Here is a 22,654-nt window from a genome sequence, read left to right on the forward strand (position 1 = left end):
ACGGACGGACGCCGACAATGGCCACGCACGGAGGTGGGCCCTACAGAATCGCAATGGCGATGAATGTTGCACCGTGGATACGGACGGACGCCGACAATGGCCACGCACGGAGGCGGGCCCTACAGAATCGCAATGGCGATGAATGTTGCACCGCAGCCCATCGTAGGGACGCCCTCCGTGGCTGTCCGAAACGTCGCAGCCGGGCCTACGGGACATACAGAGTATCTTCAAGCCATTTGGCGGGGTTGTTCTGAATGTATTCCCGAATACGTAAACGATCGTCTTCATCTCGTATCACGTGATCCCAAAACCTTGATTGCCATAACCGGCCAGGGAAGGTGGCCCAGCCGTGATGTCGGACACCGGTGATGTATTGTCGGGTAGTGAAGGTTTTATAACGTCTGACAATATCCCAAAGTTGATGCGGGCATTGCTCTGACAGGGTCAAAATGCCGTGAATATGATTGGGCATAACCACAAAATCCTGGCTTGTAACCCCGTCAAAATATTCTGGAATATTGCTCCAGCAGGCCGCAAGCATCCGACCTGCCGGATTTATTCTGATGGAATTACCATAGGTGTTGGCGAATAACGCCAAACGGTTTTGGCTGCAAATCGTGATGAAATAGTCACCAGCAGAGGAATAATCGTGGTGTGGCAGGCGCATGCGTTTACGTGACGGCAGATCAGACATCATCGCTTCCATTAGATAGATGTTTGGCAAATTTAATCACAGATGTGAAATTTGAAAAGGGGAATGCCGCAATATTGTCAATGGAATGGCGGTGAATGTTGCACCGTGGATACGGACGGACGCCGACAATGGCCACGCACGGAGGCGGGCCCTACGAAATCGAAATGGCGGCGAATGTTGCTCCATGGATACGGACGGTGCCGATCCCTACGGCTATACGTCAAATGACGTATACCTGTGTGTTAATTACCCCATACCTTGAAGTGGGGCTTTTCCGAATAATCGACTGGCAGATTACAGAAGAGGGGGGGCCCGTCAGCGGGCGTCACCAGGCCAATAAAAGTAGATTAAAGGAAGCTTCGGTATGACATTCAAAAAGCTGGTTACCGGCGTCGCTCTGGCGGTTGGCGCTACCATGGCAAGTTACAGTGCGATTGCGGCTGACACCATCAAGGTGGGTGTGTTGCATTCGTTGTCTGGCACCATGGCGATTTCAGAAACCACTCTGAAAGACACGGTTCTGATGATGGTGGAAGAGCAAAACAAGAAAGGCGGTCTGCTGGGCAAGAAGCTGGAAGCAGTGGTGGTTGACCCTGCGTCTAACTGGCCTTTGTTTGCTGAGAAAACCCGTGAACTGCTGACCAAGGACGACGTTGATGTGATCTTTGGTTGCTGGACGTCTGTTTCCCGTAAATCCGTATTGCCGGTGATTGAAGAACTGAACGGTCTGATGTTCTATCCGGTTCAGTACGAAGGGGAAGAGTCTTCCAAGAACGTGTTTTACACTGGCGCTGCGCCTAACCAGCAAGCGATTCCTGCGGTTGATTATCTGATGAATGATCTGGGCGTTAAACGCTGGGTTCTGGCGGGTACCGACTACGTTTACCCACGTACCACTAACAAGATTCTGGAAGCTTACCTGAAAGCCAAGGGCGTCAAAGAATCTGACATCATGATTAACTACACGCCGTTCGGTCATTCTGACTGGCAGTCGATTGTTTCTGACATCAAGAAGTTCGGTAGCAAGGGCAAGAAGACTGCTGTTGTTTCTACCATCAACGGTGATGCCAACGTGCCGTTCTACAAGGAATTGGGTAACCAGGGTATTTCTGCAGAAGACATTCCAGTGGTTGCTTTCTCTGTCGGTGAAGAAGAATTGTCCGGTATCGATACCAAGCCTCTGGTCGGTCACCTGGCTGCCTGGAACTACTTCGAAAGCGTGGATACGCCTGAAAACGAAGCCTTCATCAAGAGCTGGAAGAAATTCACGGGTAACGATAAGCGCGTAACCAACGACCCGATGGAAGCAACTTATATCGGTTTCCAGATGTGGACTCAGGCGGTTACTAAAGCCGGTACGACCGACGTGAACAAGGTTGAGCAAGCCATGATTGGCCAGCAAGCGCCTAACCTGACCGGCGGTATGGCGGTTATGAACAAGAACCATCACCTGAGCAAGCCAGTACTGATTGGCGAAATTCAGGACGATGGCCAGTTTGAAGTGGTTTGGGAAACGGAAGGTCTGGTCGCGGGTGATGCCTGGTCTGACTTCCTGCCAGGTTCCAAGGATCTGATCGCTGACTGGACTGCTCCAATCAAGTGCGGTAACTACAACACCAAAACCAAGACCTGCTCTGGCCAGACGTATTAAGCCGATGCCGGGTTGACCCCAAGGCCCTGCCGCTTCTGGCGGGGCATCTGAATACCTGATTCCGCCCGCAGACATTCTGATTTTGATGTATTCAGGATGTCTGTTGGTTTTCCTGATCATCAGAAGCGGAGCCTCATTGTGAGAAACCTGTTAATTACCTGCTGCTGCCTGTTGGGTGTGCTGGCCGGGCCTGTGTGTGCCGAACTGGACGACGCGATGCTGGCGGCGGCCGACGATGTGGCGGAGATAACGATGGCAGCGGCTGTTGCCGAGCCAGAGAATATGGAGCCTGCAGTGACGGTTGAGTCCTTGCTGCAGCAACTGACTGAAGCATCCCTGGCCCAGGCCATTCCCGTGCTGGAGCAACTGCGTGAGACTGGCGGTGAAGCCATGTTACCGCTGTTTAAAATCATGCTCGCCGGGGATCTCTATTATATTAAAGATACCCGCCAGGTGGTCGGCAAGTTCGAGACCAATGGCGACACGGAATACCAGAACCCGTTGACGGGTGAACTGATCAACGGGCTGGTCTCGCGTGATGTTAAAAAGATCCGGGTTAATAACCGCCTGCGGAATCATCTGAATGGTGTGATTGCCCGCATTCGCCTGTCGTCTAATGACGCAGCGGTACGAGAGGAAGCGGTGAAGAACCTGCTGTCGGAGCTGGATGCCGATACCATGGTTACTATTCAGTCGGCACGTGATGAAGAAACCGTGTCGGCAGTACAGGATATTATGGATCTGGCCCTGGCCATGTATCAGCTGGATACTTCAACGCAACAAAGCGATCAGCTGGCGGCCATCGAAGCTATTGGTGGCAGTCTGGAAGATGACGCCCGCAACGTCTTGCGCCGCTTTGCCAATATGGAAACGGATCACAGCGATTATAATGCGGTGGTCAGCCAGGCCGCCGCCAAGGCATTAAACCGCATTCAGGAACGGGTCGAGTTCTACGGTTTTATTGATCAGTTGTTTTTTGGCCTCAGCCTTGGCTCGGTATTGCTGCTGGCGGCGATTGGTCTGGCGATTACGTTTGGGGTGATGGGGGTGATCAATATGGCCCACGGCGAAATGATCATGCTGGGGGCTTATACCACCTATGTGGTTCAGCTGATTATGCCGAATCTGATCGATTATTCATTGTGGGTCGCAATTCCGGCTGCCTTTATCGTATCGGGGTTGATGGGAGTACTGATTGAACGACTGGTGATCCGTCACCTGCATGGTCGTCCGCTGGAAACCTTGCTGGCGACTTTTGGTATCAGTCTGATCCTGCAGCAGCTGGTGCGTAGCGTGTTTTCACCGCTGAATCGTCAGGTAGCTTCGCCAGAGTGGATGAGCGGCTCGGTGGAGATCAACCCGGTACTGTCGCTGACTCTGAACCGTCTGTACATCCTCGCCTTTGCCTTGCTGGTGTTTTTTGCCCTGCAACTGATCCTGAAAAAAACCAATCTGGGCCTGAACGTGCGGGCGGTCTCGCAAAATCGTTCCATGGCCCGTGCCATGGGGGTGCGTTCTGACCGCGTGGATGCCATGACCTTTGGTCTTGGCTCCGGTATCGCCGGTATCGCCGGGGTGGCGCTAAGTCAGCTCACCAACGTTGGCCCCAACCTCGGCCAGGCTTATATCATCGATTCGTTTATGGTGGTGGTGTTCGGCGGCGTCGGTAATTTGCTCGGTACGCTGGTGGCGGCTTTCTCGCTCGGTATTGCCAACAAGTTCCTGGAGCCGGTGACCGGTGCTGTGCTGGCCAGTATTCTGGTGCTGGTATTTATCATTCTGTTTATCCAGAAACGTCCGAAAGGGCTGTTTCCTCAAAAAGGGAGAGCGGCAGAATGAATGCACTTGCTGCTGTATTTCAGACCTTGCTGAAAAGCAAGGGTCAGCCTGGTGGCCGTGTTGCCCCCTTTGTTATCCTGCTGTTGGTGGTGACGGTACTGGCATCGGTCGCTAATCTGCTGATCCCGGAAACCTCGGCATTACATGTCAGTACCTACACCATTACCTTGCTGGGCAAGTATCTCAGTTACGCCATGCTGGCACTGGCGGTGGATGTGATCTGGGGTTATTGCGGCATTCTCAGCCTTGGCCACGGTGCGTTTTTTGCGCTGGGTGGTTACGGTATGGGGATGTATCTGATGCGTCAGATTGGTGACCGGGGTGTGTACGGTAACCCGGAGCTACCCGATTTTATGGTGTTTCTCGACTGGCACGAACTGCCCTGGTTCTGGCTCGGTATGGATCAGTTCTGGTTTGCCATGCTGATGGCGGTGGTGGTACCCGGTATTCTCGCTTATGTGTTTGGCTGGCTGGCATTTCGCTCACGGGTAACCGGGGTGTATCTGTCGATCATGACCCAGGCGCTCACTTATGCCTTGTTGCTGTCGTTCTTTCGTAATGAAATGGGTTTTGGTGGCAATAATGGTCTGACCGATTTCAAGGATATTCTCGGCTTCGATTTGCAGTCGGATACCACCCGAGTGGTGCTGTTTTTGATCACCGCACTGATGTTGTCGCTGACGTTGATTACCAGTCACTGGATTATGAAGTCACGGCTTGGCAAGGTGATTGTGGCGATTCGGGATGGCGAAGCCCGCGCCCGCTTTATCGGCTACCGCACCGAGCAGTACAAGGTCTGGCTATTTGTGTATTCCGCTGTGATAGCGGCCATTGCCGGTGCCTTGTATGTACCGCAGGTGGGCATTATCAATCCGGGCGAGTTCTCGCCCATCAATTCGATTGAAGTGGTGATCTGGGTGGCGGTGGGTGGCCGTGGCACCTTGATTGGTGCGGTTATTGGCGCGCTGTTGGTGAACTATGCCAAAACCCGCTTCACCGCGATCATGCCGGATGGCTGGCTGTTCGCGCTGGGTGCCCTGTTTGTGCTGGTTACTCTGTATTTGCCCAAAGGCCTGATGGGTATTTATGGCCAGTTGCAACAGCGTTTTGCAACCCGGCCGGTTGCCCCGACGAAACCGACTACGACCGGGGAGGTGTCCTCATGAGTGTGATTGAAACAGTCTCTGATCAGGCCCGCGATGTGTTCCGGCCAGATCAGGTGTGGCCATTCCTGATGCCGAAGAAGCCCGAAATCAATGTCTCGCAGCAGGTGATTCTGTATGTCGAAGGGGTCAACCTCAGCTTCGATGGCTTCAAGGCACTCAACAATCTCAATCTGTATGTGAACGATGGCGAATTACGTTGCCTGATCGGTGCTAATGGTGCGGGTAAAACCACCATGATGGATGTGATTACCGGCAAGACCCAGCCGGATTCCGGCACCGTGTATTTTGGCAGTAACTACAATCTGCTCGACCGCTCGGAAGCAGAAATTGCCGAACTCGGCATTGGCCGTAAATTCCAGAAGCCTACGGTATTCGAAGCCCATAGTGTGTTCGACAACCTGGAATTGTCGCTCAAGTCCAACAAGGGGGTGATTCCGACGCTGTTTGCACGCCTCAGCCCGACCGAAATCGGCCGTATTGAAGAAGTGCTGGAAATCATCAGCCTGACCGACCAGCGTTATATGCTGGCGGGAGCCTTGTCTCACGGGCAGAAGCAATGGTTGGAAATCGGTATGTTATTGATGGCGCAGCCGAGGTTGTTGCTGGTGGATGAGCCGGTGGCCGGGATGACGCCACAGGAAACCGAACGTACCGCTGAGCTGCTGACCTCGCTGGCGGGAGAGCACACGGTCATCGTGGTGGAGCACGATATGGAATTTGTCCGCAGCATTGCCCGTACTGTCACCGTCTTGCACCAGGGCTCGGTGCTGGCAGAAGGCACCATGGATCAGGTACAGAACAACCGTGACGTGATTGAAGTGTATCTGGGGGAAGAAGCATGATAGCCATCAACAAGGTTAACCAGCTGTATGGCGGCACCCAGATTCTGTGGGAACTCGACCTCACTATCGAAAAAGGCTCCTGTACCTGCATCATGGGTCGTAATGGCGTCGGTAAAACCACCTTGCTGAAATGCCTGATGGGGCTGTTGCCCATCTCCACGGGTGAGATTTTGCTTAACGGCGAGCCGTTGCATAAAAAGAACGCCGAAGCCCGTGCCGTGGCGGGTATCGGCTATGTGCCTCAAGGACGCGACATTTTCCCGATGCTGACGGTTGAAGAGAACTTGCGGATTGGTCTGCCGATTCGCAAGCAACGGCTGAAAATGCTTGGTTGTCATGATGATTCTGCCGAGATTCCGGCAAAAATATTCGAGCTGTTCCCGGTATTAAAAGAAATGCTGCATCGTCGGGGCGGCGATTTGTCCGGTGGCCAGCAACAGCAACTGGCCATTGGTCGGGCGCTGGTGATCGAACCCAATGTACTGATTCTGGACGAACCCAACGAAGGTATTCAGCCTAATATCGTCAAGCAGATTGGCGACGTGATTCTCAAACTGAACGAGGAAGAAGGTCTGACGGTGATTCTGGTTGAACAGAAACTCGGCTTCGCCCGACGGGTCGGCAAGGAGTTCCGTTTGATGGAAAAAGGCCGTGTGGTTGCCAGTGACAAGATGGCCAATTTGAACGATGCACTGATTCGGCAATATCTGGCAGTATGATGGCAAGCAGTTTCCCCGCTATCGGAAGGTCAGATCAAGGAGTACGCGGCATGAATATGCCGGTTGAACAGCCATCACAAGAACCACAACAAGAGCCAGGACAAGAGCCAGGACAAGAGCCGTCACCCGCCTTACGGGTGACGCCATCGCGCTGGAATGCCTCACTGGCGTTAGGTATAACCAGAACCCCTCGTGGTTCGGTGTTGAAAAGCAACGTCCACCAGGGGCCTTTGTATGTGCAAAAGCCTTTCTACCCGGAAGGGCGAGAGCTGGCGCATCTTTATCTGCTGCATCCGCCGGGTGGTATGGTGTCGGGCGATACGCTGGCCATTGCCGTCAATCTGGGTGACGCTGCAGCAGCGCTGCTAACCACCCCCGGTGCGGGTCGAGCCTATAAGGCGCGTGCCGACAAAACCCCACAACGACAGAATCTCCGTTTTGAGCTGGCCGCACAGGCCACGCTGGAATGGCTGCCGCTGGAAAGCATTATTTACCCGGATGCCAATACCCGGCTGGATACCGACGTTTACCTTGCAGAAGGGGCGCGTTATATCGGCTGGGAAGTGACCTGCCTGGGCTTGCCCGCATCGAACCAACCCTTCACCGCCACCAGTTCATTCAGCCAGAATCTCAATCTCTATCGTCATGGCCGCCTGGCGTTGCGGGAGCGATTGCTGGTACATGGCGATCAGGGTATTTACCGTGCCATGACCGGGCTGCAATCCATGCCCATTAGCGGCATGATGGTGGCGGGGCCTTTCTCTCCAGACGGTAGGGATGACGACTCAGATAGCAAAACGCTGCTGAGTGACGAAGTGATCGGCCAGCTGCGTGCCTTGCTGGAAACGGACGGATTTGGAAAAACATATCTAACAGGTGTTACTCTTAATCGTGATTTTCTGATCATTCGTTACCTTGGTCATTGTTCGGCCCAGGCTCGCGCATTGTTTACCCGCTGCTGGCAGGAAATTCGCCCGCTGCTGATTGGGCGTCAGGCTTGCGCTCCGAGAATCTGGGCGACCTGAACGGCTGTCCCAACCTGAATAACAAGACCACCATCAAAGAGGTCCGGCATGGAACTACTGCCAAGAGAAAAAGACAAGCTGCTGATCTTCACTGCCGCGCTGCTGGCCGAGCGACGACTGAATCGCGGCCTGAAGCTCAACTATCCCGAAGCCATGGCTTACATCACCATGGAAATTATCGAAGGTGCCCGTGACGGTAAAACCGTTGCCGAATTGATGAGCTACGGTAAAACCCTGCTCAGCACCGAGCAGGTGATGGACGGCGTGCCAGAACTGATTCACGAAGTGCAGGTGGAAGCCACCTTCCCGGATGGCACCAAGCTGGTGACGGTTCACGAACCGATTTGTTAGGCCGCTGGGCATACCACGCGAGCCGTGGAAGCCAGAAGAGAAAATGCCAAGGCTGCTCTCGTTCCCACGCTCCGCGTGGTAATGCAAACAGCAAACCCTATCCACCACAGGGAGACACAGATGTTTATTCCAGGTGAAATACAAGCCGTCAGCGGTGACATTGAACTGAACGTTGGCCGTAAAACCCTGACGCTCCGGGTTGAAAACACCGGTGACCGTCCCATTCAGGTCGGTTCTCACTATCATTTTGCTGAAACCAATCCGGCGCTCAGCTTCGACCGCGACGCTGCCTTGGGCTTCCATCTTAATATCGCTTCTGGAACGGCCGTGCGGTTTGAACCCGGCCAGGGTCGCGACGTCGAGCTGGTGGAGTTTGCTGGCAAGCGCGAAATTTACGGATTTCGTGGCGAAGTGATGGGCAAGCTGCCGGCCGCTGAAGGTGCAGACGACCATACGGTCACGGTCAAGATGGATCGCACCGCTTATGCCCAGATGTTCGGGCCGACCGTTGGCGACAAAGTCCGCCTGGGTGATACCGACCTGTGGATTGAGGTAGAAAAAGACTTCACCGTCTATGGCGATGAAGTGAAATTCGGCGGCGGTAAGGTGATCCGTGATGGCATGGGTCAGAGCCAGGTGCTGAATAATCCAGCCGACGGTGAACCGGCGATGGATCTGGTGATCACCAACGCGCTGGTACTGGATCACTGGGGTGTGGTTAAAGGTGACGTCGGCATCAAGAACGGTCGTATTGTAAAAGTCGGCAAAGCCGGTAACCCGGATGTGCAAGCCGGAGTGGATATTATTGTTGGCCCGGGTACGGAAGTGATTGCTGGTGAAGGTTCGATCCTGACGGCGGGTGGCATCGATGCCCATATTCACTTTATTTGCCCGCAACAAATCGAAGAAGCCCTGATGAGCGGCGTCACCACCATGATTGGTGGTGGTACTGGCCCGGCCACTGGCACCAATGCCACCACCTGTACGCCGGGGCCATGGTATCTGGCCAAGATGATCCAGAGCACCGACGATATGCCGATGAATCTCGGTTTTCTGGGTAAGGGGAATGCCAGCCTGCCGGACGCCCTGGCAGAACAGCTGGAAGCCGGCGCTTGTGGCCTGAAGCTGCACGAAGACTGGGGCACCACACCCGCCGCCATCGATTGTTGCCTGAGCGTGGCAGAACAATACGATGTGCAGGTCGCGATTCATACCGACACCCTGAATGAATCCGGTTTTGTTGATGACACCATCGGGGCCTTCAAGGATCGGGTGATTCACACCTATCACACCGAAGGTGCCGGTGGCGGCCATGCACCGGATATTATCCGTGCCTGTTCCTATCCCAATGTGCTGCCGTCATCCACCAACCCGACCCGGCCCTACACGGTGAACACGGTGGATGAACACCTCGACATGCTGATGGTATGTCACCATCTGGATACCTCGATCCCGGAAGATGTTGCCTTTGCCGATTCCCGCATTCGCAAGGAGACCATTGCGGCTGAAGATATATTCCACGATCGCGGTGCCTTCTCGATGATCTCGTCCGACTCTCAGGCCATGGGCCGGGTGGGTGAGGTGGTGACGCGTACCTGGCAAACTGCCCATAAAATGAAGCAACAGTTCGGTTTCTTGCCCGAAGACAAGGCTCTGGGCAGCGACAACTTCCGCGCCCGCCGTTACATTGCCAAATACACCATCAATCCGGCGATTACCCACGGTATCTCTCATGAGGTGGGCTCTATCGAACCGGGCAAACTGGCGGATCTGGTACTGTGGAAACCGGCATTTTTTGGTATCAAACCCTCGATGATCATCAAGGGTGGCATGATTGCGGCCGCACAAATGGGCGATCCGAATGCCTCCATTCCCACTCCGCAGCCAGTGCATTACCGGCCGATGTTTGGTGCCCATGGTTCCGCTGCGGCAAAAACCTCCTTCACCATGGTGTCGCAAGCGGCGCTGGATAGCGGTCTGAAAGAACAACTGGGCATCAAGCGTGAACTGGTGGCCTGTAAAAATACCCGCAATATTCGCAAAAGCGATATGGTGCATAACAGCTGGCAACCCAACATCACCGTCGATCCGCAAACCTATGAAGTGCGAGCCGACGGAGAACTGCTGACCTGTGAACCAGCCACCGAGTTACCACTGGCGCAGTTGTACACGCTATTTTGATTGCGCTGTTCTGACTCAGCAGGCCGTTCCCACGCCGGAGCGTGAGAACGGCCAGCAACGGGAATAACGATTTGAATACTGGCCCCCACGCTCCGGTGTGGTAGCCAATCCGGAGAAATCCATGTTGGAGATTTACGAACGCCTGGGAACCGATGCCGCTGGCCCGATTTACGCCACGGTTTGCCTGACCCATGAACAACGTGACCGGGGGCGTTTACGCCTGACCAGTACGGACGGCGAAGAAGTACGGGTATTTCTGGAACGTGGTAAACCCTTGCTGGTGGGTGAGTTTCTGAAAACCCAGTGCGGCAAAATTGTACAGGTAGACGGCGCGATAGAAGCCGTTGCCGAAGCCACTTGTGACGACTGGCGTACCTTTGCCCGTGCCTGTTATCACCTTGGCAATCGCCATGTGAAACTGCAGGTGGGAGATCGCTGGTTACGTATTACTCCCGATCATGTGTTAGAGGAAATGCTGGTGTTGCTGGGACTGACCATCACACCGACGGAAGCGGTGTTTGTGCCGGAGTCGGGTGCCTATTCCAATGGTGGTCATTCGCATGGTCATTCGCACGGTCCGCACGGTCATGCTCACAGCCACGAGCAGGCGCATGATCACGCACATGATGATCAACACAACGGGAAGCACGACGATCAACATGAGCATGGCCATGACCATCAGCACCACTGATTCGGTCGTAGTTGATACCACCCTGGCGGCTGCGTCACCTTTGAGTGATATGGGTCTGATCCGCTTGATGCAGCTGTGCTCGGTGAGTTTGCCAGTGGGGGGATATGCCTTCTCTCAGGGTATGGAATACGCCATTGATGCCGGCTGGATTACCAAAGCGCCTCAGGTGAGCCAGTGGGTGAATGAGCAGTTGCAACAGAGCCTGTCAGCGACTGATTTGCCGGTGTTACGACGGTGTATGGCGGCGATCGCCAGTGGTGATCTGGCTGAACTGGTACGGCTGAATGATCTGCTATTGGCCTGTCGAGAAACGCGTGAATTACGGCTGACCGACACCGCCATGGGAGAAGCGTTACACCGTTTGTTAACCAGCCTCGGTTTTGAGCTGCCGTTTGCCAAAAGCGAGCCGGTCAGCTTTGTCTGCCTGTTTGCATTGGCGGCTGGTGAGTGGGGGATTCCTTACCGTTCGGCGGCGCTGGGATTTTTATGGTCCTGGCTGGAAAACCAGATAGCGGCAGCCACTAAACTGGTGCCACTAGGGCAAACCCAGGCGCAACAATTACTCGGTGAGTTGCAACCCGCTCTGCAACGAGCGTTAGAATACGCAGACACTCTGGATGACGATGAAATTGGAGCGGGCCTGCCAGCCCTGGCTATTGCCAGCTCCCAACATGAACATATGTATTCACGCCTGTTCCGCTCCTGAAGCAACGGGCCGGTGTTACCAAGACAAGGGGAATTTTTTATGTCGAAACCAAAACAGACACTGCGCATTGGCGTTGGCGGCCCGGTTGGCTCGGGTAAAACCGCCTTGCTGCGTTCTCTTTGCACGGCGATGCGTGACTACTACGATATTGCGGTCGTCACCAACGACATCTATACCAAGGAAGACGCCAAATTCCTCACCGAAAACGAGGCGCTCAGCGCTGATCGTATTCTCGGGGTGGAAACGGGCGGCTGTCCGCATACCGCCATTCGTGAAGACGCTTCCATGAACCTGGCTGCCATCGATCAGCTGCTGGCACGACACGGTGCGCTGGACGTGGTCTTTGTCGAAAGTGGCGGTGATAACCTCAGTGCCACCTTCAGCCCGGAACTGTCAGACCTGACCCTGTATGTGATTGACGTATCGGCAGGTGACAAGATTCCACGCAAGGGTGGCCCCGGTATTACCAAGTCGGACTTGCTGATCATCAACAAAACCGATCTGGCTCCGCTGGTGGGTGCCTCGCTGGAAGTGATGGCGCGGGATGCCAAAAAGATGCGTGGCGAGCGGCCGTTTGTGTTCTCCAACCTGAAAAAAGCCCAGGGCCTGGACGACATCATTCATTTTATTGTGACCGAAGGCATGCTGGAGCAGAAAACGATTCCGCCAGCCAAAGCGGTGGTTTGATCGACGGTACCCTGTCCGAATCCGTCTGAATCGAATCCGTCCCAATCAAAGACTCTTGTGAACCAATGACATCAAGGAAACAGCTATGAAACATATCTTCAAAACCGTCATCACTGTGTCCATTAGCGCTGCGGCTGTTGTGCCAGCGGTCGCCATGGCACACACCGGCCATGAAACCTCCGGCCTGATGGCGGGTATAGCGCACCCGTTTACCGGCCTGGATCACCTGTTAGCCATGGTGGCGGTAGGTCTTTGGGCGGCACAAATGGGGGGTAAAGCCACCTGGCAGCTGCCACTGGCTTTTATCGTGACCATGGCGTTTGGCGCTGGCCTGTCGATGCTTGGTGTGACCGTGCCATTTGTTGAAGGCGGTATTCTGGCGTCGGTGATTGCCGCTGGCTTGTTGGTAGCTTTTGCCGCCCGCTTCAATATTCTGCTTTGTACCGCCCTGACCGCCGGGATGGCGATGTTTCATGGCGTTGCCCACGGTGCTGAAATGCCGGTTGCCGCCAGTGGGCTGAGCTATATGGGTGGCTTTCTGCTGGCAACACTGATGTTGCATCTGGCGGGTATCGCGCTGATCAAGGCGGGTAAACCTGCAATCGCCGCAATGACGGCGCGTATTGTGGGCGCGGGTATCGCCGCCGGTGGTCTGGTCTTGGCGGTTATTTGAATCTGGCGACGGTGTTCTCATACCCATACGGATACGTTGGTGTGGGAACCCGGTGCGTTACGACTTTATTGTCTATCCAGTCGGTTTAACATCGGCTGTAACTGTTCTTCGTAACGTTGCCATTGCGCTACCCGGCTGTTCGATAGCGGCTTGCGCACCTGAGTCGCAGACAGAGTTCGTACACTGCGCTTGTTTTCGTGGAAGTTCAGGCACGCGTCATTCCATGGCAGGCCAACAAAGTCCAGCAGGGCGCGGATGGTATGCTCTGGCTCGGCAATCAGCGTTTCATACTCCATCACAAAAATATCGCTGCCGGTGTTCCGCCAGTGCTGAATCAGTTTTTCGCTGGCATTCCAGATGTCGGCCAGCTCTTCCTGCTGATAGGTGAAGTACATACCTTCGGAGAAAAACTGGCGGTAACAGCCCCATAAATTGTCCATTGGGTTGCGGCGGCACACCACTATTTTGGCGTGGGGCAGGGCCTTGCGGATCACTCCGATAGCTTTGTAGTTCTGCAGGTTTTTGTCGGTAAACCAGCCGCCATCTTGCAGTACCTTGGTGCTGTCCAGATAGGCGTTACCAATAGCTTGCCAGCCGTCTTCCGGCATATCTGCAACCCAATTTGGGAAGGTTTTCCGAATGCCTTTACGAGCCAGCCATTGGCCACACGCCAGTGGCAAATCATTGAGTTCGTCGCCCCCTGCAACGCTGGGATGGCTGGACAGAATCTGTTCGGTCAGGGTGGTGCCACTGCGCGGTAAGCCGCAGATAAAGATGGGTGTTGGTTTACCTGCAAGGTTGTCGGCAGCGCTGGCGGACGCCGCCGTGGGGAAGGCCGCAGCCGCTTTTTCAATTTGGCTCAGTTCCGCACTGTGCTGGTAGGGCACAATCGATCGTTTGAGTTCGGCACCGGCCTGAATGTTGTCGAACTGACGGGCGTATTCTTGGGCGCTTTCGTCACTGCGCCCCAGTGAGTAGTAGATCATCGCCCGTTGATTGGGGCTCAGTTTGTCGCCGCTGGCTAACGCCTGACAGCGTTGATATTCCGCTGCTGTTAAGGCACCGACCATGTCGGAGCGGTTCCAGATGGCATTCGCGTTATCTGGCTGCAGGGCCAAACAGCGTTTGAAGCTTTCCAGAGCGGCGTCACTGCGGCCCATTTCTTTCAGAATGACACCGCGGTGATTGTGTAATTCTGCCAGTGTCGGTTCCAGCTTGAGGGCCTTGTCTATCAGTCGTAAGGCGTCGCTGTGTTGCTGGGTAATCCGCTTGGCTAGTGACAAACTGGTGAGCGCGGGAATAAACCGGGGTTTGCTGGCCAGGCAACGTTGCGCATCCTGTACCAGGCCTTGCTGGTCGGCAGAATGATTCAAGGCAGCAAACAGCATCATCCAGGCATCGGCAAAACCGGGTACTTGCTGGGTAATCTGCCTCAATACGTCGATGGCCGGTAAGGGCTGGCCACTGTGCAGCCAGCGTTGTGCCAACACCATGGCTTGCTGTACTGGCATGATGCGCTTGTCCTGATCCGGTAGCTGGAGAGTGATCGGTTTCAGAGCTGCTTTATTTGCTTTGTTCGTACCTGCACTTGCTGTTTTTTTTACCACGCCAGTATTCGCCTTTCGTAAAAACAATCCGTTAGCGGATTATGCCTGAATGAAACGCACGGAGCATTTGCCGCCTTTGGCCACCGGGGTTATCGTTACCTATTTAATACTTTCAAGCCGAGGCAACAGGCACTCCCATGGGCAAAATTCATACTTTTGAACTGTGCGACTACCAACCAGAGCAACACGATCAGCCGTATCGCTATCTGGTGATTAGTCAGGGCCAGGTGTTATCGACAACAGCAGCGGATTTGACGCTGCATAGCCATGCCGATGTGCACTGCCGTTGGCCGGAGTTGACGAGTCAGACGGAGACGGTCTTTATTGGCATCGCCAATCGTAATATCCCCTGTTTTGTTATTGAACTGGCACAGCCGGTGGAACCGGAAGCCAATCATTGGTTATCTCCCAGAGCACTGATGGCGAATGCGTCGGCGGATGAATATGTGGCCTTGTCGCGGGCATTGCAGCTGGGCGTATGGGCACGGGAACATCGTTATTGCGGTGTCTGTGGAGCGCCAACCCGGCAACACCAAACCGAGCGGGCGATGTTTTGTGAACCCTGCAATAAGCTGTATTTCCCCCGCATTGCTCCCTGCATCATCACCATAGTGACTCGTGGCGAGTACTGCTTGCTGGCCCATCACAGCCGTTACAAAGTTAATTCTTACAGCACCCTGGCCGGTTTTATTGAGGCGGGTGAGTCGATTGAAGATGCCGTTCACCGTGAAGTGAAAGAGGAAGTGGGCATTACTATCCGCGACCTTGAATACTTCGGCAGTCAGAGCTGGCCTTTCCCTGGTCAGCTGATGGTGGGGTTTATCGCTCACTACGACAGCGGTGATATTGTGATCGATGACGATGAAATTTCTGATGCCCAGTGGTTTCATTACACCCGGCTACCAGAAACGCCGCCACCCTTGTCCATCTCTGGCCAACTGATCCAGACCTTTGTTGACCGTTGTCGGCAAGCCCAATGACCGAGCGTGAAAAGATGCTGGCGGGATTGCCGTATAACGCCTGGGAGAACGAGCTGTTGGCAGCACGGTTGCAAGCCAAGTCGGTTTGTCATGCCTTTAATCAGGCGGATCCGTGTCAGCTGGACGCTCGTATGGCCTTGTTACGCGGTTTGTTGACGCTGCGTGGCAGTGCCCATATTGAACCCAATTTCTTTTGTGATTACGGTGTCAATATTGATATTGGCGACCATTTCTATGCCAATCACAACCTCACCATTCTGGATGTTTGCCCGGTGACCATTGGTGCCCAGGTGATTATCGGGCCTGGATGCATGATCGCTACTGCCATACACCCGTTAGACCCTACAGAGCGCCAGACAACCGAATCAGGGCTGCCCATTGTGATCGGCGATCACGTCTGGCTGGGCGGCAATGTCTCGGTGCTGGCGGGTGTCACGATTGGCGATAACTGTGTTATTGGCGCAGGCAGTGTGGTCAATCGGGATATTCCTCCAGGCACCGTTGCTGCCGGAAACCCTGCACGGGTTATCCGGACGTTATAACCAAAGGAGACTCAGGCAATGAGCAACCTACACGGCAAACTGAACTACGTTGAAATGGCCGCCTGTAACCTGGAAGCGACCAAGGACTTTTTTACCGCCGCCTTCGACTGGCAATTTGTCGATTACGGCCCGGATTACACCGCATTTGCTAACGTCGGGCTGGATGGTGGTTTTTATCGCGCAGAGCTGGCTTCCCGAGCTGAGCAAGGTGGTGCATTGCTGGTGTTTTTCAGCGACAACCTGGAGCATACGTTGGCAGCCGTTGAAGGTGCTGGTGGCATGATCGTCAAACCCATATTCGAGTTCCCTGGTGGCCGTCGTTTTCATTTCAGGGAACCCAGTGGCAACGAGTTCGCCGTATGGGCCGAATAACCCCCGCTGGTATAGCGCCTGACCTGGATACACTATGGCTAATATGGCTAAGCCGGTAACAACCCGCCTGAAGCCGTTGCCGGTTAGCTCCCCAGACGAGCAGCGCCTGTGCCCATTATGCGCAGGCGATAACCACTGCGCCGTTGCTAGCGGGCAAGATGCCAGCCAATGCTGGTGCATGACGGCGCAATTCCCACCATCACTGCTGGAACAAACAGTCGAATACGCCGGGAAGCAATGTATTTGTGATCAATGTCGGCAGCTGTTTGAGGTGAGATAGATGGCCTATTGAGGATTGTTTACCGGGGTGTGTTGAGGCACTCTTGCCTTGCCTTGCCTTGCCTTGCTTGGGATGACGGGCATGAATCGATGACAAATAAGGATGAATGATGAAAAAAATCAGCTTGATTGCACTGTTGGCTCTGACTGTTTTGGCAGCCGGTTGCTCTGGCCAAAAAATTAACAGTGAGATCCAGGACGCCGTTGTGTATGACCCTGGCTATGAAATACAGATTATTCAGGACAAAGAAACTCGAACCGGGTTTCTTGACGCAGTGACTGCCTGGATGGATCAGAATGGCTACCAATACACAGTTGATCAGGAAGGTGCCAAACACGATAACGATAAGTTGACCGTGGAGTACGTGGGTTACTGGAACTGGGATATGGCAACCTACCTGAATTATTCCAAAATTGAAGGTTTTAATCAGGGACAGCGAGTCCGGCAGATAGAGTTTTCATCGGGTAATTTACCGTCCAAATTTGGTAACTCTGAAAAGCGAATTCAGTTGATGCTGGATGTGATGTTCGGACGTAAAACCGTTGAAGAAGCCAACGCCCAGCTTTGATAGGCAAGCCCGACTTCTTGGCATTCCGTTTCCGTGACCAATGAGGAGTACCCCGGAGGTTTCGGGGCTCTTTTAAAGACAGGCAAAAAAGACAGGCAAACTGCCGCGCGGCAGCGAGTATGTGTTATTTCCGGGTACTCGGTTACAGCACGCTGTCTTGTATATTCAAGCAGAATACTCAACGATATTTCTGCAACAAGGGCAGCACTGCGCGGCAGCCAAACTCATGCCACCGTCTCATCACACAGCGCCAGCCAAGCGTTTAATCCTGCGGTTCTGAATTTCTGTTTGTGTAGCACGATGTAGAGGCTGCGGCCGAAGTCTCGTTGTGGGGTTTTGACTTCACTCAGGTCGCCACGCCGGAAGTTATCTTCCAGCGCGATGCGTGACAGGCAACTGATGCCCAGTTCTGCCTGTACCGCACGTTTAATGGCTTCGGTGTGTTCCAGTTCCATGGCGATATCCAGTTGCGGCAGCAGGCCGTACATACCGCGATCAAACGCCTGGCGGGTGCCGGAGCCTTCTTCGCGCAGGATCCAGCGGGCCTGTTGCAGTTGCTCGTCAGCGGCCTGGTCAAGCTGGGCGAGCGGGTGGGCGGGGTGGCAGAACACCACCAGTTCGTCCGTTTGCCAGTGCCGGATTTCGAGTTCGGGCTGGTTGATTTCTCCTTCAATCAGGCCGACATCCAGTTCAAAGTTCAGCACCTTGTCGACAATGTGTTCGGTGTTGTCGACGGTCAGGGTCACTTCGGCTCCCGGGTGTTGTTGCATGTAGTTGGCTACCATACGCACAGCCAGGTAGTTGCCAATGGTCAGCGTCGCTCCCACACGCAGTTTGCCGGTGCCCTGGTGCTGCATCAGGTGGTTTTGCAAAGCGGTTGCCTGTTCTGTCAGTGCCATGGCTTCGGGCAACAGCAGACGGCCTTGTTCATTGAGTTGCAGGCGTTTGCCAACCCGGTCGAACAGTTGCAGATTGAATTGGGATTCCAGATCTTTGAGGGCGCTGGAGGCGGCACTTTGCGACATCGCCAAGTGGTCGGCAGCACGGGTGAGATTGCCGCTTTGGGCGATGGCGATAAAGACTTCCAATTGACGCAGGGTGTATCTCATTTTCGGTATTTCCGATTATGGATATTTGAACTACCCGTTTTACCGAAAAGTAGCACGGCAGTACAGTGTGGGTATCAACTAACGCACGGCCCGGCGATTTATGCGGGTACTGCCAACCATATTCGATTGCGGGAGAGCCAATCATGAGCAACCTGATCAAGGAAACCGTCACCAGCGTTCACCACTGGAATGATACGCTGTTCAGTTTTACCACCACGCGTAATCAGGGGCTGCGTTTCAAGAACGGTCACTTCACCATGATCGGGCTGGAAATTGAAGAGAAGCCGCTATTACGGGCCTACAGTATTGCCAGTGCCAACTATGAAGACGAGATGGAGTTTTTCTCGATCAAGGTACAGGACGGCCCGCTGACCCAACACCTGCAAAAGCTGGCTGTCGGTGATGAGATTCTGGTGGGCACCAAGCCGGTCGGGACGTTGATTGCGGATAACTTGTTGCCGGGTAAAAATCTGTATCTGCTGAGTACGGGGACTGGCTTGGCGCCGTTTATGAGCATCATCAAGGATTACGAAATTTATCAGCAGTTCGACAAGGTGATTCTGACTCACGGCGTGCGTCACGTTAGCGAACTGGCCTATCAGGATCGCATTGAGAATGAGCTGCCACTGAATGAGTATTTTGGCGAAGAGATTCGTAATCAGCTGATTTACTACCCCACAGTGACCCGTGAGGCATTTCGGAATCAGGGCCGTTTGACGGATTTGATCACCTCCGGCAAGTTGTTTGACGATATTGGTTTACCGCAGCCAAATCCGGAAACTGACCGTTTTATGTTGTGTGGCAGCCCGGCAATGCTGAATGATCTGACGGCTATTCTGAAGGGGCTGGGCTTTGAAGAGGCGCGTGGCAGCAAAGCGGGTCATTATGTTATCGAACGGTCGTTCGTTGAGAAATAACAGATACTTTGCGGGCCAGTGGCCCGCTTTCCCTGATGCTGCTTGCTGACAGGCTCCTGGCTGGTCTTGCCAACAGGGCTGATATGCGGGTTTTAGCGCACGGCAACGCCGACGGGCAGTTCTTCGAACCAGTCCAGGAATTCAGTCATATGCGGTTGCCGGAACAGGCGTCCGTGTTGTGGGGCCATGATGTTGATGTCGAGCTGCCGAACACGGCGAATCCAGTCGAGCTTGGCGCTGTTGGAGGGCATCCAGCGTTGGTGAAACTGGCGCATTTTCGGCGCGTGGGTAGTCATGCTGTCGACAAACAGCGGTGCATCGCTATCTTCCATGGCGGCACCAATATCACCGCTCATCAGAATTTTGGCCTTGGGGTCATACACGTGAAAATTACCCGATGAGTGCAGGTAGTGAGCGGGGACAAATTGTAGCTGGATGCGACCAAGGGTCAGGGTCTGGCCTTCGTCCGGGATAGCGCAGAAGCGGATTTGGCTCATCCCGAAATGGCGAATAAAACTTTCCCACAGCCAAGGCGAGTAGAGCTTGGCGTCCGGCAATGCCTGATCCCACAGTCCCAGCGAGGAAATAATATCCGGATCCTGGTGGCTGGCAAACAAGTGGGTGATCTTTTCGGCAGGAATAAACTTCAGAACCGCCGAGAGCATGGGAGCAAACAGCTCGATACCACCAGGGTCAAGCAACATCGCCTGGTCACCGCTTTGTACCAGATACTGGTTGGTATCGATAATACCGTCCGACTTGTTGGGGTCACGCCCAAACATGATCCAGCGATGATCGCCGTCTTCATAAATAATGGTGGCTTGCATGGGTCTCCCTTTCCGGTTTTCGGGCTGTGCCGGTGTGGTTGGGTTATGTGTTCTGGATCAGCGATGCTTTTGGCTCAACAGACGGCGGGCGTTACTCAGGTGCTGTCGAATCTGGTTGGCGGTGGTGGTGATATTGGCGGCAATGACTTCAAGTTGGGCGCGAAAATCTCCGGCAGAGGAGGCTTCAATTTTGCTGGAGGTGGCAATCAGGTTGGCGGTGCGGATGTGTTTGTCGCCTTCTTCCAGTTGCGTTTCCAGTTCCCGCAGGCCTCGTGTGAGTAGCTCCGACAAGCACTCGCGTTCAGCGTAGCACTGCTGCATGGCGTGTTGCAGTGAGTCTCCATGAGGGAGCTGCTGGCGCTCCAGCCATTCAAATTTGTCGGCGGCGGTATTGGCCCGCCAGAGTGACACGGCTTGTTGGGAGAGGTCTTCGGAGACCCCATTGATGTACTGGCTCTGGCGAATAATGTCGCTGGCCAGCTCATCAATAAAATGGGTAATGGCCTTGAATCCCACTGTTTTGGAACCGGCGCGTACGGCCAGGGCGCGGGCATTTTTGGCCGTCAGTGCCAGCCCCTTGGCTTCCAGCATGGCCTGGTGGAGTTCCGCAGCAATACTGGCTGCCGTCACAAAAATGGGTACTGCCATAAGGTGTCGCCCCTGATTCACGTCTTGTTCAGTATAGAAGCACTTGCCATTTTTGCCTGTCAGCGCTGGCTCAAACGAGTTCCGGCGGCATTGGACTTTAACCAGCCGCGAATACGGCGTGTTAATGCATTGTGTTCATCTGCCAGTGCTATCGGCCCGGAGAGGAAAAACTGTTGATAGTGGGCGCGTTTATTGTGTCGCATCAGGCCTGCTCGCTGGCGTAACTGAGTGGCGGAAAGCTGATTGGCATCGGTAATCACATCGAAGACTGGCACCGCCAGTTGCAGCAGTTGTTGCGGTAGCGGGATTTTGGTGGCGCTGCTTTCTCGTGCGTCAATCAGGATCAGTGCCAAGCCGCGCTCTGCTTTGCCGTCGGCATTGATACGGCTGACTTCGTTGAGCCATTGACTGGCCCAACTGGCACTGCTACCGCTGGCGATCACCACCAGGTTGAGCTGCCCGCGACTTTTCAGATACTGAATGCCTTGCCGGATCCGTTCCACCACCTGTTGGCGATGCTGTTGCTGGGCCTGCTCATAAGCGCTGGCCTGCTGGCCTTCGATTGCCGTGACGGCTGATGGATTGGCGTCTGTCTTCAGCGCTGGCAGCGGTGTTAGTTGTGGCAGCGGCGGCTCTCTGGCCAGCGTCGGGTCAAATGTATTGGGTTCTGGCGGTATGGCTACTTTTGCGTCAGTCGTCGCCAGCGTTGTGGTCGTGGTGCTGTCGTCTTTTTTCTGGTCGTTTGGGTTGGTATTTTGGTTGTTGTTTGGGTTGTTGTCGTGCGCGGAAGATGCGTTATCGGCCGCCTCTGCGGTTGCTGCCGGTGTATCTCCAGCGCCGCTTGCCGCAGAGTCTTTATTGGTGCTGCTTGCATCAAGGTACAGGGATGTTGGCGGTAAGGGTGCGGGGGGTGGATCAGGCAGCTCTATGGCGAGCGTTGCCCAGCCCAGGTCTGGCAGCTGTTCACGTAACATGCCGGTGGGCACCGGCCACTGACCATGTTGTCCCTGGTCGTGTAACAGCAAGGTTCCACCTTGTGGAAAACCGCTACGCTCCTGAATAAACAAACCATAAAAGGCGGTTTCGTTCGCCAGCAGTGGCACCACTTCACTGCTGCGCTGAAATAACGCCAGCTGGGCTGGAATGGCCTGGTGGCGCTGCAGTGATTCATCCGGGGTGATACGCTCTGGTGCTTTAACCACGGCGACGGGGTCTGCCAGGGCTTCCGTAACGCTTGTGTCTTCAGGTTGACTAGCGGTCGTGACGGGTTCCGGGGTCGCTGGTTCGTCAGCGGCGAACGCCGGAGTGGCGGAGAGCAGTGTCAGCGCTGTCAGCTTTATCGCTACTCTCATTGTCATTGCTATTGCCAGCCCCATTAGCCGCGAGTGAATGCAGTGGGAGCCGGGGGCTGAACAGGGAGGGCGTGGTTGCCGCCGGGGCGGAACACAGGCAGAGCAAACAGACAGTAACCGCATCATGGTCAGGACTCGATCAGGAACAATTGGTTGACGTTGGCAACACAGGCTGCAAAAGCCGTTCCCACCGCTTACAATGACACTTCATTCATTACCCTGTGTCT

Annotated in this window: 23 protein-coding genes and 1 pseudogene; 18 read left to right on the plus strand and 6 right to left on the minus strand. The window is 54.5% G+C overall.

Annotated features, from left to right (window positions below):
* Positions 1–205 precede the first annotated feature (205 nt).
* Positions 206–694, minus strand: coding sequence for a transposase (locus SOJ49_RS05440; protein WP_369857221.1), 489 nt, complete (start codon positions 692–694; stop codon positions 206–208).
* 364 nt (positions 695–1,058) lie between these two features.
* On the opposite strand from SOJ49_RS05440, the gene urtA reads away from it, so the two are divergent.
* From urtA to SOJ49_RS05500, 12 genes and pseudogenes are all read left to right on the plus strand, one after another.
* Positions 1,059–2,345 carry an urea ABC transporter substrate-binding protein gene (urtA, locus tag SOJ49_RS05445; protein ID WP_369857222.1) on the plus strand — a complete coding sequence of 429 codons (1,287 nt, stop codon included), beginning with the start codon at positions 1,059–1,061 and terminating at the stop codon, positions 2,343–2,345.
* A gap of 252 nt (positions 2,346–2,597) precedes the next feature.
* Positions 2,598–4,184, plus strand: a complete 1,587-nt coding sequence (gene urtB / locus SOJ49_RS05450) for an urea ABC transporter permease subunit UrtB (RefSeq protein ID WP_369858035.1) — start codon at positions 2,598–2,600, stop codon at positions 4,182–4,184.
* Entirely contained in the window at positions 4,181–5,350 is a 1,170-nt protein-coding gene (urtC, locus tag SOJ49_RS05455; RefSeq protein WP_369857223.1) for an urea ABC transporter permease subunit UrtC, read from the plus strand. Before urtB ends, urtC begins: the two co-directional genes overlap by 4 nt.
* A 68-nt stretch (positions 5,351–5,418) precedes the next feature.
* Positions 5,419–6,192, plus strand: coding sequence for an urea ABC transporter ATP-binding protein UrtD (gene urtD / locus SOJ49_RS05460; RefSeq protein WP_369858036.1), 774 nt, complete (start codon positions 5,419–5,421; stop codon positions 6,190–6,192).
* The gene (gene urtE / locus SOJ49_RS05465) at positions 6,189–6,911 is read left to right on the plus strand and encodes an urea ABC transporter ATP-binding subunit UrtE (RefSeq protein WP_369857224.1); all 723 of its coding nucleotides are present in this window, start codon (positions 6,189–6,191) and stop codon (positions 6,909–6,911) included. The genes urtD and urtE overlap by 4 nt, the downstream gene beginning before the upstream one ends.
* A 50-nt stretch (positions 6,912–6,961) precedes the next feature.
* Positions 6,962–7,936 (plus strand): urease accessory protein UreD, encoded by a 975-nt coding sequence (locus tag SOJ49_RS05470; protein ID WP_369857225.1) that lies wholly within the window; start codon positions 6,962–6,964, stop codon positions 7,934–7,936.
* Between the two features lie 48 nt (positions 7,937–7,984).
* Complete coding sequence (locus SOJ49_RS05475; RefSeq protein ID WP_369857226.1) at positions 7,985–8,287, plus strand: urease subunit gamma; 303 nt, start codon at positions 7,985–7,987, stop codon at positions 8,285–8,287.
* 120 nt (positions 8,288–8,407) lie between these two features.
* Complete coding sequence (gene ureC / locus SOJ49_RS05480) at positions 8,408–10,468, plus strand: urease subunit alpha (RefSeq protein WP_369857227.1); 2,061 nt, start codon at positions 8,408–8,410, stop codon at positions 10,466–10,468.
* 121 nt (positions 10,469–10,589) lie between these two features.
* A pseudogene (gene ureE, locus SOJ49_RS05485) lies at positions 10,590–11,030 on the plus strand (urease accessory protein UreE); the annotation flags it as partial.
* A gap of 49 nt (positions 11,031–11,079) precedes the next feature.
* Positions 11,080–11,865 carry an urease accessory protein UreF gene (locus SOJ49_RS05490; protein WP_369857228.1) on the plus strand — a complete coding sequence of 262 codons (786 nt, stop codon included), beginning with the start codon at positions 11,080–11,082 and terminating at the stop codon, positions 11,863–11,865.
* Between the two features lie 39 nt (positions 11,866–11,904).
* The gene (ureG, locus tag SOJ49_RS05495) at positions 11,905–12,552 is read left to right on the plus strand and encodes an urease accessory protein UreG (protein ID WP_369857229.1); all 648 of its coding nucleotides are present in this window, start codon (positions 11,905–11,907) and stop codon (positions 12,550–12,552) included.
* An 85-nt stretch (positions 12,553–12,637) separates the two neighbouring features.
* A complete protein-coding gene (locus SOJ49_RS05500) occupies positions 12,638–13,225 on the plus strand; it encodes a HupE/UreJ family protein (protein ID WP_369857230.1) in 588 nt (195 codons plus the stop codon).
* Between the two features lie 65 nt (positions 13,226–13,290).
* Here SOJ49_RS05500 and SOJ49_RS05505 read toward each other — a convergent pair whose 3' ends face one another.
* A complete protein-coding gene (locus SOJ49_RS05505; protein ID WP_369857231.1) occupies positions 13,291–14,736 on the minus strand; it encodes a sulfotransferase in 1,446 nt (481 codons plus the stop codon).
* A gap of 233 nt (positions 14,737–14,969) precedes the next feature.
* Here SOJ49_RS05505 and nudC point away from each other — a divergent pair, with 233 nt between their 5' ends.
* The 5 genes from nudC to SOJ49_RS05530 all read left to right on the plus strand — a co-directional run bounded on the left by nudC (position 14,970) and on the right by SOJ49_RS05530 (position 17,574).
* A complete protein-coding gene (gene nudC / locus SOJ49_RS05510) occupies positions 14,970–15,812 on the plus strand; it encodes an NAD(+) diphosphatase (protein WP_369857232.1) in 843 nt (280 codons plus the stop codon).
* Complete coding sequence (locus SOJ49_RS05515; RefSeq protein WP_369857233.1) at positions 15,809–16,354, plus strand: sugar O-acetyltransferase; 546 nt, start codon at positions 15,809–15,811, stop codon at positions 16,352–16,354. Before nudC ends, SOJ49_RS05515 begins: the two co-directional genes overlap by 4 nt.
* A gap of 18 nt (positions 16,355–16,372) precedes the next feature.
* Entirely contained in the window at positions 16,373–16,726 is a 354-nt protein-coding gene (locus SOJ49_RS05520; RefSeq protein ID WP_369857234.1) for a VOC family protein, read from the plus strand.
* A 43-nt stretch (positions 16,727–16,769) separates the two neighbouring features.
* Positions 16,770–17,006, plus strand: coding sequence for a cysteine-rich CWC family protein (locus tag SOJ49_RS05525; RefSeq protein WP_369858037.1), 237 nt, complete (start codon positions 16,770–16,772; stop codon positions 17,004–17,006).
* A gap of 109 nt (positions 17,007–17,115) precedes the next feature.
* Entirely contained in the window at positions 17,116–17,574 is a 459-nt protein-coding gene (locus SOJ49_RS05530) for an Sbal_3080 family lipoprotein (RefSeq protein WP_369857235.1), read from the plus strand.
* 224 nt (positions 17,575–17,798) lie between these two features.
* Here SOJ49_RS05530 and SOJ49_RS05535 read toward each other — a convergent pair whose 3' ends face one another.
* On the minus strand, positions 17,799–18,683 hold the full coding sequence (locus tag SOJ49_RS05535; protein WP_369857236.1) for a LysR family transcriptional regulator: 885 nt from the start codon (positions 18,681–18,683) through the stop codon (positions 17,799–17,801).
* 143 nt (positions 18,684–18,826) lie between these two features.
* Between SOJ49_RS05535 and SOJ49_RS05540 the strand changes: the two genes are divergently transcribed.
* A complete protein-coding gene (locus SOJ49_RS05540; protein WP_369857237.1) occupies positions 18,827–19,600 on the plus strand; it encodes a ferredoxin--NADP reductase in 774 nt (257 codons plus the stop codon).
* Between the two features lie 92 nt (positions 19,601–19,692).
* On the opposite strand, the gene SOJ49_RS05545 is transcribed toward SOJ49_RS05540, so the two are convergent.
* Genes SOJ49_RS05545 through SOJ49_RS05555 form a run of 3 tightly spaced genes read right to left on the minus strand, consistent with a single transcriptional unit; the run spans position 19,693 to position 22,433 of the window.
* Positions 19,693–20,427 (minus strand): MBL fold metallo-hydrolase, encoded by a 735-nt coding sequence (locus SOJ49_RS05545; protein WP_369857238.1) that lies wholly within the window; start codon positions 20,425–20,427, stop codon positions 19,693–19,695.
* Between the two features lie 57 nt (positions 20,428–20,484).
* Positions 20,485–21,075, minus strand: coding sequence for a hypothetical protein (locus tag SOJ49_RS05550; protein WP_369857239.1), 591 nt, complete (start codon positions 21,073–21,075; stop codon positions 20,485–20,487).
* Between the two features lie 59 nt (positions 21,076–21,134).
* Positions 21,135–22,433, minus strand: a complete 1,299-nt coding sequence (locus tag SOJ49_RS05555; protein WP_369857240.1) for a DUF3530 family protein — start codon at positions 22,431–22,433, stop codon at positions 21,135–21,137.
* Positions 22,434–22,654 lie beyond the last annotated feature (221 nt).

This window comes from Candidatus Thalassolituus haligoni, from assembly GCF_041222825.1.
Lineage (GTDB): Bacteria > Pseudomonadota > Gammaproteobacteria > Pseudomonadales > Oceanobacteraceae > Oceanobacter > Oceanobacter antarcticus.